The organism is Marinobacter antarcticus, assembly GCF_011049865.1.
Classification (GTDB): domain Bacteria; phylum Pseudomonadota; class Gammaproteobacteria; order Pseudomonadales; family Oleiphilaceae; genus Marinobacter; species Marinobacter antarcticus_A.
Genome location: NZ_DRGY01000065.1, coordinates 1 through 10,561 on the forward strand (window position 1 = coordinate 1; position 10,561 = coordinate 10,561).

9 protein-coding genes are annotated in these 10,561 nt (G+C 55.1%); all 9 read right to left on the bottom strand.

Annotation, left to right across the window (positions count from 1 at the left end):
* Window positions 1–145 precede the first annotated feature (145 nt).
* Window positions 146–1,366: a flagellar hook-associated protein FlgL gene (flgL, locus tag ENI00_RS08310; RefSeq protein ID WP_304101258.1), complete on the bottom strand. Its 1,221-nt coding sequence runs from the start codon at window positions 1,364–1,366 to the stop codon at window positions 146–148.
* 18 nt (window positions 1,367–1,384) lie between these two features.
* Complete coding sequence (flgK, locus tag ENI00_RS08315) at window positions 1,385–3,424, bottom strand: flagellar hook-associated protein FlgK (RefSeq protein ID WP_304101260.1); 2,040 nt, start codon at window positions 3,422–3,424, stop codon at window positions 1,385–1,387.
* 5 nt (window positions 3,425–3,429) lie between these two features.
* Window positions 3,430–4,419 (bottom strand): flagellar assembly peptidoglycan hydrolase FlgJ, encoded by a 990-nt coding sequence (gene flgJ / locus ENI00_RS08320; protein WP_304101262.1) that lies wholly within the window; start codon window positions 4,417–4,419, stop codon window positions 3,430–3,432.
* An 8-nt stretch (window positions 4,420–4,427) separates the two neighbouring features.
* Window positions 4,428–5,525, bottom strand: coding sequence for a flagellar basal body P-ring protein FlgI (locus tag ENI00_RS08325; protein WP_414674236.1), 1,098 nt, complete (start codon window positions 5,523–5,525; stop codon window positions 4,428–4,430).
* The gene (gene flgH, locus ENI00_RS08330; RefSeq protein ID WP_304101264.1) at window positions 5,522–6,226 is read right to left on the bottom strand and encodes a flagellar basal body L-ring protein FlgH; all 705 of its coding nucleotides are present in this window, start codon (window positions 6,224–6,226) and stop codon (window positions 5,522–5,524) included. The genes ENI00_RS08325 and flgH overlap by 4 nt, the downstream gene beginning before the upstream one ends.
* Window positions 6,227–6,295: 69 nt before the next feature.
* A complete protein-coding gene (gene flgG, locus ENI00_RS08335; protein ID WP_304101266.1) occupies window positions 6,296–7,084 on the bottom strand; it encodes a flagellar basal-body rod protein FlgG in 789 nt (262 codons plus the stop codon).
* Window positions 7,085–7,164: 80 nt separating this feature from the next.
* On the bottom strand, window positions 7,165–7,917 hold the full coding sequence (locus tag ENI00_RS08340) for a flagellar basal body rod protein FlgF (RefSeq protein WP_304101268.1): 753 nt from the start codon (window positions 7,915–7,917) through the stop codon (window positions 7,165–7,167).
* An 86-nt stretch (window positions 7,918–8,003) separates the two neighbouring features.
* On the bottom strand, window positions 8,004–9,881 hold the full coding sequence (locus ENI00_RS08345) for a flagellar hook protein FlgE (RefSeq protein WP_304101271.1): 1,878 nt from the start codon (window positions 9,879–9,881) through the stop codon (window positions 8,004–8,006).
* Between the two features lie 26 nt (window positions 9,882–9,907).
* Window positions 9,908–10,561 (bottom strand): flagellar hook assembly protein FlgD (locus tag ENI00_RS08350; protein WP_304101273.1); only part of this gene is annotated, 654 nt, incomplete at its 5' end.

A 10,561-nucleotide genomic window follows, 5' to 3' on the forward strand; every position in this document is an offset into this window, starting at 1 on the left:
CCGCCACACTATTTCTAGCAACGGATTTTGAATCCGTCGTGTCTACCAATTCCACCACGCCGCCAACGAAGAGTGGGAGGATTATACTTAGCCTGATCGTGAAAGCAACACACAGAGCCCGTGAGTTTCTTCAGATCGGTAAAATTTATAACCGGTCGAATAACGACAACTGGGAAACCTGCGCAAATGACTGCTGCGCAGCTTGCAATACAAAGCTCTGGAAGCTGAGATTACTGATCGCCTCAGCGTAATCTACATCCTGTAACTGGGAGCGAATTTCATTGGTATACACCGAAGAATCTGCAAGAAAGCTTTTGGTGGATTCCACAGCGTTCAGGCGCCCACCCAGCTCTGTCTGCTTGAGGATAATACTCTCCTGGGCGCTGTCGAGATTCATGAGAGATTGCGCAATCAGATCGTTGTAACCGGCATTACCTGCGGGCGATCCTTTATCGATGAAATCAAGGCCGGTGATCAGGTTTTCGAGCGTGCCAAAAATGGATTGTCGTTCGTTGACCTTCAGCGTGAAGGTGTCTCCTGCTCCCGGCGTTACATCCGAAAGCGTTGCTTCCACTCCGGCAATCACGAACGACTCACCGCTTTCATAAGCAGGGGGACTGACCGCCAGCGGATTGCCTTGGCTGTCTTGCGCCTGAATCGTGCCGGCGCCGTCTATGGTGATGGTGATATCGTCTGGAAAGCCACTACCGTAGGCCGCACTCAAATCCGCTTCATTCACGATTGCAACGCCTGAAATAAAGCCACCGGAAACGTTGTTGGTGTATTCGCCGGTAGCCGCAGCGGGCACGTTCACAAAAATATCTTTGCCATTATCGCTGATGGGTACCGTCACTCCGTCATCAATTCCCAAAACCCGCTGGCCCTCGTCGCCCTGGTATACATACTTTCCTTCGTCGTTTTGCTGGAAAGCCTGAACCGAACCCTGAAAGCCGCTGAAAATATACTCGCCCGACGCATCCCGGGTGTTTGCAATATTGGCAAGCTGGCCCAGCCTTTCTTTCATCTCTGAAGAAACCGAACGGCGATCATTGGGGGACAGCGAGCCGTTGCCAGCCTGCACGGTGAGCTCACGAATCCGCTGGAGCACGTCTACCGAGCTAGCCAGAGCGCTCTCGCCCTGTTTGAGCCGGTTGTCTGCAAGGCTGACATTGCGCTCATAGGTTTTAACCCGAGACAGCTCCTGATCAAGCTTCAGAATACGGGCCGCAGCCACCGGATCGTCTGAAGGCTTGTTCACTCGCTTACCCGTGGATATCTGCTGCTGTGTGCTGTTCAAATTAGCGTTCAGCTCCTGCAAACGGTTAATACCGCCCGAGAATACCTGCTGTGATGAAATTCTGATCATGTCACATCACCTCGTCTGTTATCGGAACGTCTGCAACAACGTGTTGAACAAATCCTGGGCCACCGAAATAACCTTTGCCGAGGCGTTATAGGCAGCTTGGTACTGAATCAGTTTGCCGGCTTCTTCATCAAGATTTACGCCTGAAACCGACTCCCGCTGGCCAGTGGATTGCTCCAGCAGAGTTTTACCCGCCTCCAGATCAAACTGACTCTGGCGGGTTTTTACACCAATATCTTCTACCAGCCCGGCATAGCTTTCGGTGAAGCTCTGGCTTTTGCCGTTCAGCGTGTTGGCCGTACCCAGACCTGCCAAAAGTTCGGCGTTGCGGTTATCAGAGACGCCATTGCTGTTGTAGGCAATTTCAAAAGTATCGCCGGTTGCCGGCTGACCGGTCAGCTTGAACTGAAAACCCTGATAATCAGCGCCTGCAGCTGGGTCGTCGCTGAACACCGTATTGATCTTGCCGGCTTCATAGGGCTGGTTAGCCGTGCCCACCGTGGCGCTCGCCGGCGGTGGGCCGGTCACAGTAAAGGTCATGCCCGATGGGCCGCCCGCCGCAAAAGCGATGGTCAAAGGCCCGTTTGCCAGTTCACCAGCCGTTTGAAAGCCTGGCAACAGAGAACCGGTAAACGGGCTGCGCACGTTCAGCATGGTGCCCTGATCGATTTTGCCAGTGCCAACGTTCTGATCACCGGTGGTAGCCCGTATCGGGCTGGCAAACGCAAGATCTTCTTCACGATTGACTTGCAAACCGATTGATTCTGCTGCGTTACGGCTGGGCTGAATCAGGTACTTGTCCCCGGCATTGAAGGTTCCATCCTCCACCCGGATATTAAAACCAGGCATGGTGATTTCAGACTGAACCGGGTCTGGCAAACGGCCCTGATTTACAATTTTTCCAGAGGCCTTATCGATAAGCTCAAAATTGCGCCCATCGCCGCTGAACTGCAGCGTCCAGCTTCCAGCCGGCAATTTGGTGCTATCGGTAATTTCGACCGCCAGTTGGCCATCTCTGGGCAACTGGTTGTTGGCGTTCGCTACAATCCGGCTTCTCTGGACCGCCAGGTCGTTCACGTCGTTAAAAAACAGCCCGCCCAGATCGCCTTCAAGGTCCATACCGATTTGGTGCTGGTCGTTCATGCTGGCCGCAACGCCTATGGCGATCCGCCCCAACTCATCAAACGCCGGCTTCAGCGCCTCATTATCAAAGCGCCTGAGCCCGCCAAGCTTTCCACCACTGATCTGTTCGTCAATATTGAGCGTGCGCCCACCATTTGTGAGCGTAAATTCCAGCCGGGTGGGATCTTCCGCGCTGCCCCGGGTGCCGAGCTGCGCGGCGTTGTTTCCCACAACCAGAGACAGGCCGTTGGAAAGCGAAACGTTTACCTGGCTGCCTTCGGTTTCTGTCACGCGTATGTTGACCAGTTCAGAAAGCTGGCGCAGTTTTTCATCCCGCTGATCCAACAACTCGTTCGGCATTCTGCCCTGAGCCAGACCCGGGGATTCAGAGATGGCCAGGTTCAGATCCGCGATGCTTTTCAACAGCGTGTTGGCGTCTTTAACGCCCTGCTGCATTTGCGTCTTCACCGATTCGCGCTGCTGAATAAACTCCTGGCTCAGCGCCTGAAAGCGGTTAACCACCTGTTGGGCTTCGCTTAGTACCAACTGGCGCTGAGGCAAAGAAGCGGGGTCCTCTGCGGCATTTTGCAGGCTCGCAAAGAAATTGTTCAGGGCATTGTTCAACCCGGTCGTTTCACCTCCCAACAGGTTGTCCAACCGGCTCAGCTCGGAGTTCAGTGCTTGTTGTTCACCGGTCAACGTGCTGTCTTCACGTACCTGTTGCACAAGGTATTCGTTCGCCAGCCTGCGGATATCCGCAACACTGACCCCCTTACCTATCGTTCCGGCACCCGTGCGCTGCCCCTGCTGGGTTTCAAACACCACTTCCTGGCGACTATAGCCGGGCGTATTGGCGTTGGTAATGTTGTTGCCGGTCGTATTCAGAGCGCTCTGGTTACCAAGGATACCGGTCAGGCCAATGCCTATCAGTCCTGCCATAATCGTTACTCCCCGGTGCCTTTATCCATTGAAAGTGTCATCAACGAATCACGATTCATAATCCGGTTGATTTTGTCACCGTACTGCGGGTCTGTAGCGTACCCGGCTTCCTGGAGTTTTCTGGCGAAAACATCAGGCTGATCTGCGCTGGCAAGCACGTCCCGATAGCGCGGATTCGATTCCAGAAATGCCACGTAATCCCGAAAGCTGGACTCGTAATCCTGATAGGCGCGGAAGTCTGCACGCTCTTTCATCGGCACGCCCTCGCGGAATTCGGTGGTGGTGATGGTTACCGTATCGCCTTGCCAGCGACTGTCGGCCTTGATCCCGAAAAGGTTATAGCTGGGCTGGCTGCCATCACCCTGGATCATGTGGCGACCCCAACCCGTCTCCAGGGCAGCCTGTGCCACCATCAGCTTGGGATCAATGCCGGTGTCAGCGGAGATTTTTTCAGCAACAGGGAGCAGCGTGCTGACAAAGTGCTCCGGGGAGTCAAATTGTTCCGGCATATCAACGGCTTTCTCCGCGAGCGTCGGAGCTGTTTTTGTTGCCGCTGCAGCTTCAATCACTTCGTCAACGCGCTCCGGCAATCGCGGCGAAAGCCGGGGCAAACTGCGCTGATAGTCCGCCAGCATGGTCTTTTGGGCCGCCAGCGGTTCGCCCTCTTTGTTGATTCCGGGAATATCTTTACCCAACTGTCGTACCAGAGCGTCAGCAAGCCCGGTTCCTTCGCCACCTGTCATGCTCAGACTCATCTGACTGTCGAACATGTCGCGGTAAAATTCCGACTGACTACTTTTCAGGTAATTTCCCTCAGACAACACGTCTCCGGCTTTGCGCATGGACTTCAGCATCTCAGACAAGAAAATACTTTCGAATTGGCGCGCAACCTCCTCAAGTGCCTGTTGTTTATCTTCACGGGCACCGCTTTTCAGGGCATTCAGTCCGCTGAAATCTGTGTATATCCTGGCCTGTTGAAGCTGATAGTCCTGCATCATGTCACCTAGATAACAATGAGCTCGGCGCGCAACGCGCCAGCCTGTTTGAGCGCTTCCAGCACGGCCATTACATCGCCAGGTGCAGCGCCCACCTGATTTACGGCCTGAACAATTTCGTTCAATGTAACGGCCGGCCCAAACTTGAACATGCGGGCGGGGTCCTCGGTAATGGCGATCTGGGTATCCTGCTCAACTGTGGTTGTGCCGCCGGCAAACGGGTTGGGCTGTTGCACGTTCGGGTTTTCCTGGATGGTTACTGTGAGGTTGCCGTGAGTAACGGCTGCCGGGCTAACCCTCACGTTCTGTCCTATAACGATGGTGCCGGTGCGGCTGTTAATGACCACTTTTGCAGCATCTTCCGCCGGGTCTACCTCAAGATTTTCCAGAATAGAAAGAAAGCTCACGCGTTGGGAGGGGTCTCGGGGCGCACGCACAGAAATGGACGTTGCATCGTGGGCGTAGGCCATATCCGGGCCGAGGTTATCATTGACCACTTCAACCACACGGCGCGCCGTTGTGAAATCCGGGCGCATCAGGTGAAAGGTAATGGTGTCACCGCGCGTAAAGGGTGAGACGATTTCACGCTCAATCGTCGCCCCGTTGGGAATGCGCCCTACGCTGGGCACGTTCACGGTAATGCGCGAACCATCCCTCCCCTCGGCACCGAACCCGCCGACGGTAAGGCTGCCCTGCGCCATGGCGTAAACGTTGCCATCAGCGCCTTTGAGTGGCGCCATCAGCAGTGTTCCGCCTCGCAAGCTGTCGGAATTACCGATGGACGACACGGTAATGTCGATTTCCTGGCCGGCCTTGGCAAACGGCGGCAGTGTTGCACTCACCGTAACCGCCGCCACGTTGGCCAGTTTCGGGTTCACACCTTCTGGCAGGGTAATACCAAACTGGGTCATCATGTTGCGGAACGTTTGATTGGTGAACGGTGCCTTGTCGCCGGTGCCATTCAGGCCCACCACCAGACCGTAGCCCACAAGCTGGTTATTACGCACACCTTTGATTCGTGCAAGATCCTTCAGGCGATCGGCCATCACCGGCGCGGCCAAAAGGGCCAGCACCAGAGAGAACACTGCGCATCGGCGTATCATCATAAGGGCCACCACTCACTGTTGAAGAATCTGGCCAGCCAGCCCATCTGGTTTGCCTGATCAAAATCACCTGTGCCGCCGTACGCAATGCGGGCATCCGCTATGCGACTGGAGGCCACCATGTTGCCCGGGGAAATATCCTGCGGGCGTACCAAACCGGTTAATCGCACATACTCTTCGCCGTTTGTCAGTGACAGCCACTTCTCACCGCGAACTCTCAATACCCCGTTTGGCAGCACTTCGGTTACGGTAACGGTAATGCTGCCGGCCAGACTGTTGCTCTGATCGGCTTCTGCCTTGCCTTTAAAATCCCGTTCATTCTTAATTGCCGTCGCGAGACCAATACTGTTCTTACCCAGAATATTGGGTTCCACCAATGAGATATCACTGTCCTTCCTGATCTTGGTTTCCGCATTCTTGCTGGCGCGAGTGGACTCCTTGAGTGTGACCGTCAGTACATCGCCAACATTCAGAGCGATCGTATCCCCGTAAAAATTGTAATTTCGCGAGCTCTGGTAGATGGCTCCGGATTCCGGGTTGCGCTGCATCATGGCTTGGGCGCGCACGGGTGCGTAGGCGGGATCGTCGGGCTCGGCCCTTGGTCGGCTCATGGCAGTACATCCTTGCAACACGATAAGCACCCAAACCATCAGAAACGTTCCTGCCGGTCTGGCGAACCAGGTTGTTGATGTGACTGATTTCATGAGCTCGTTCCTCACCTGTTTCACTTTTTGCCTCGCGCTACTCATCTAAAGCTCTGATGTTTCAGAATGTTAGCCGATGTTGTTAGTAATAAACTGGAGCATTTTGTCTGTGGTAGAAACCACTTTGGAGTTCATTTCATAAGCTCGCTGCGTGGTAATCATATTCACCAGCTCTTCAACCACCTCCACGTTGGAAGACTCCACCATGCCCTGCTGCAATGAACCCAACCCGGCCAGCCCCGGCTCGCCTTCCGTAGGATCCCCGCTGGAGTTGGTTTCTTTGAACAGGTTGTCACCGATAGCCTGCAACCCCTGTGGGTTGATGAAATTCACCAGAGTAATCTGCCCCAGATTGATTGGCGCAGCCTGGTCATCGGTGATAGCAGACACAGTGCCGTCTTTGCCGATCGTCACGGTTGTGGCGTTCGCAGGCACGTTAATGTTCGGCTGAAGCGCGTAACCCGCCGGTGTCACCACATCACCGGCTGCGTTGAGCTGGAACTGACCGTCTCGCGTGTACCCGGTCTGGCCGTCAGGAAGCTGGATTCGCAGAAAACCGCGGCCATCGATGGCCAGGTCCAGAGGCTGTTCGGTAACTTGCAGGTTGCCCTGGCTAAACTGCTTTGCGGTGCCAACGACCCGCACACCGGTACCCAGCTGCAAACCCGAGGGCAGCTCGGAGTTCTGGGTGTTCATGCCGCCGGGCTGTCGATTGATCTGATACAGCAGATCCTGAAATACCGCACGGTCTCGCTTGAAACCCGTGGTATTCACGTTGGCCAGGTTGTTGGAGATAGTGGCCATGTTGGTGTCTTGGGCACTGAGACCCGTCTTACTAACCCATAAAGCCGAAAGCATAATTATTACTCCTTGCCGGTGTCTGGCGTGCGGCGAACGTTTGCCGCTTCTGCCCTGGTTGGCCTTGTTTTCAACAGTTATCAGAGGTTCTGCAACAGTCGTGCCGCCGCCTCGGAATTATCCTTTGCCGTGCGCATAACTTTCACCTGCATCTCATACTGACGGGACAGCTGAAGGTTGGAGATCATTTCTTCCACAGCGTTCACATTGGAACTTTCAAGAAAGCCAGAGGCCACTCGCAGTGCAGCGTCTGGCGGCTCTTCGCCATCAATCGCCTGATCCGCTTTGCGATGAATAAATCCGTCCAGACCTTTTTCCAGCGCTTCTTTTGGCGGATTCACCAACTTCAGCCGATCAACCTGAACCAGTTGATCCGGGGGACCACCTACCGGAATGATCGACACGGTGCCGTCAGCGCCGATCTGAACGTTATCAAAGGGCGGAAGCGCCACCGGGCCGCCGTTGCCCAGCACCATCTCGCCGCCGGCCAGACGCACCATGCCATTCACATCAATTTGCAGGCTGCCGGAGCGGGTAAAGACTTCTTCGCCGAGGTTGTTCTGAACAGCCAGCCAGCCGTCACCTTCGATGGCAACGTCCATTTTGCGGCCAGTTTGCATCAGGGCGCCCGCTGAAAGATCTGTTCCCGGGCGCTCTGCCATGGCGTATGCACGGGTAGGATAATGCTCCCCATACACTGGCATGCTGCGGGCCTGAGCAAAGTCTCTCTTGAACCCTGTGGTGCTTACGTTGGCCAGGTTGTTGGCATGGGCACGCTGGGAAAGCATATTCTGCTTGGCGCCCGACATACCGATGTAAAGTGCTTTATCCATGGGAAAACTCCTGCCGGAATTTTGACTGTTTCCAGTGCTTTTCCAGAATTCTTGCAGGAGTCATGCCATATCTATATTAAAGCGGATTAGCGGAGATTGATGATGGTCTGAGTGACCGCATCGGAGGTTTCAATGGTTTTTGCATTCGCCTGATAATTGCGCTGGGCAATGATCAGGTTCACCAGTTCGGCGGAAAGATCCACATTGGATTCCTCCACCGAGCTTGCTTTGATACCGCCCAGTGTACCTGTGCCTGGCTGGCCTATAATGGCCTGCCCTGATTCAAAGGTTTCAACCCAGCTGGTATCCCCAACTGGCGACAAACCGTTGGTGTTATTAAACGCCGCCAGCGCAACCTGACCCAGCGCTTTGGACTGGCCATTGGTGTAGCGGGCAAAAAGGGTTCCCTCGCCGGAAACATCAAGGCCAGACAAACGCCCTGTGGTGTAGCCATTCTGGCGTTGATCATCCACACCGAACGCTGCGCCATATTGGGTTGTTTCGCCAAGGTTGAGCACAAAGGCCGATGAGGTCGGCGGTTCCGGAATGGGCGTAACCACCGCGGCACCGGGCGCCGGAGGGCCATCAGCACCGTTGGGTTGACCGTTCTTGTCCTTTGGAACCCAGTCGCTGATCAGTATTTCGCCGTTGGGGTTGCCGTCGATAGACTGCAAAGTGCCGTTCTGATCAAATCGCGCTGTGAAGGGCGTTGTGTCCGTGCCCGCTGCCATTTCACCGTCGATTTGCAGATACACAGACCATTCGCTCACGCCCACCCCGTTCCCGGGTGAAGGCTCTTTGACAAAGAACTGGGTCAGCTCGTGGGAATTGCCCAGACTGTCAAAAATCGACGTCGATGTAGCATGGTTGTAGGTGCGTTGATCCTGCGCGCTGAATTCATTGGTTATCCGAATAGGAGACTGGCCGTATTCGGTGACGAAATTTGTGCCAGACGCGCCAACCGGATTTACGTTGGCAATCGTGCGATCACCCGTTACGTTGATATCGCCTGTTTCTGACACCGAACCTCCGGTGTAGGTGATATCGAGATTCTCGCCTTGATTGTGGGTGACCCGCAGAACGTCATTACCACTGCCGTCATCCACAATGGCGGCAGAGATAGCCGTATCACTTGAGCGATTAATGGCCGCCCTGAGATCATCAAGTGTGCTTACGTTGCTGGTATCAAGCTGAAGCGGTGCCCCATTAACGCTGAGGTCGAATGTGAACGCGCCGCCTGCCGCCGCAATATCGGCGTCAGTGAGTGGCACCTGCGCGGTTGTTGTCGCTGAGGCACTCAAGCCAGGGGCGGCAGTAAGCTTGTCTGCAGCCTGTCGCGCTGTGGTCAAACCACTCAGGTCCACAGGATAAGCCGGGGTACCATCTGAATAGGTTACGCTGAACTGCTCGCCGCTCACGCTACCGAATGCGAGTGGTCCTACATCGCGTACCCGGGATTCAAGAACCGACTGGCGGGAATCCAGGTTCAGGTCTGAGCGCAGATTGGTTGTACGGCGTGGTGCCAGGTTATCGGTCGCAACTTCCAAATCACCGCGGATACCCGAGAGGTTGCCATCACCGTCGGCAGTGTAACCCTGAACCCGCATAGACTGATTATTCACCACAAAACCATCTTTATCGATGGTGAACTGGCCAGCCCGCGAGTAACGAGTTTCGCCGCCATTATTCAGGATAAAAAAACCATCGCCTTCGATGGCCATATCCAGACCGCTGTCTGTAAAGCTGATATTACCCTGGCTAAATGACTGCTTTATGTCCTGAACATTTACGCCGTCGCCAACCGTGTTGGACCCCCCGCTCAGAAAGCCGCTGGCATAAAGGTCGCCAAACTGAACGCGGCTGCCTTTAAAACCAACGGTACTGGCGTTCGCAATGTTGTTGCCTGTTACGTCCAGATCTACCGCTGCCGCGCGAAGACCGCTAAGCCCTGTATTAAACCCCATGATTCACCCCTGGTCTGACACCGGTATTAATTAATTTGTTGAACATCTGACAGCGCAATGGAACCCATGCCTGCCAGGTTCAAAGTAACGGACCCGTTCTTTCCCAACGAGACGCTGTCTACATTGGCGCTGACGAGAGACGGAAGCTGCACACTACCCTGGGGGTAAGAGGCTTCGGCCACAATTCGATACGGCCCTGGCGGCAAGCTATTGCCGTTGCCGTCTTTGCCATCCCAACTGAACGCCTTGACCCCGGCTGCACTGCTACCAAGATCCATCTGGCGCACCAGTTCGCCGTTCGGGCTCTGGATAGACAACCGCACACCACCGGTGGATGCTGGCACCTGAATATTGCCGGAGATTTCACCCTCTGCACCCAGAATGCCGACCTCAGAAGGCGCAAGAACGGTCTTGCCAACCATCGCCGAGGCCTGAAGCGCCTGAGTAGAGCGGAACTGCCCCACCACATCTTCAACGGTGCCCGACAGCTTTTGCATTTCTTCGAGCGAGCTGAACTGTGCCAGCTGCGATATAAACTCGCCGTTATCCTGGGGCTCCAGCGGATTCTGATTTTTCAGCTGAGCCAGCATCAGCTCCATGAACTCGTTCTTGCCGAGCTCGCTTTTGCCGTTGGCGCCATCCTGCTGGGTTCTGTACCGGCCCAGTACGTCAGGGGCTTC